1 protein-coding gene is annotated in these 374 nt (G+C 57.8%); it reads right to left on the minus strand.

Features of this window, described 5'->3' with window-relative positions; all coding sequences use genetic code 11:
- Positions 1-374 (minus strand): hypothetical protein (locus NG653_RS14690; protein ID WP_252742464.1); only part of this gene is annotated, 374 nt, incomplete at both ends.

Consider the following 374-nt stretch of genomic DNA (forward strand, 5'->3'; position numbering starts at 1 on the left):
AGGTCCACGTTGGCTGAAGAACCGTTCTCAATATCGATCTGAAGGGTGGTGCCGGTCAGGGTGGCGCCGGTCAGGTTCTGGTCGTCGGTGTTGTCCAGGTACGGGGCCAAATCCACAGTGTTCCCGTCTTCAATACCCAGGGTGTTCCCGCTAAGGGTCAGGTTCTGGTCATCGGTGTTATCCAGGTATGGGGACAGATCCACAGTGTTACCGTCCTCAATGCCCAGGGTGTTCCCGCTCAGGGTAAGGTTCTGGTCATCGGTGGAGACATAACCCGAAAGGTCCACATCTTGCGTGCCCCCGTTCTCCAGGGTCAGCGTCAGGGTGTTGCCCGTAAGGCTGAAGTCCGTGATCTGCTGGTCGTCCGTGTTGTC

The organism is Robiginitalea marina (assembly GCF_024006985.1).
Classification (GTDB): domain Bacteria; phylum Bacteroidota; class Bacteroidia; order Flavobacteriales; family Flavobacteriaceae; genus Robiginitalea; species Robiginitalea marina.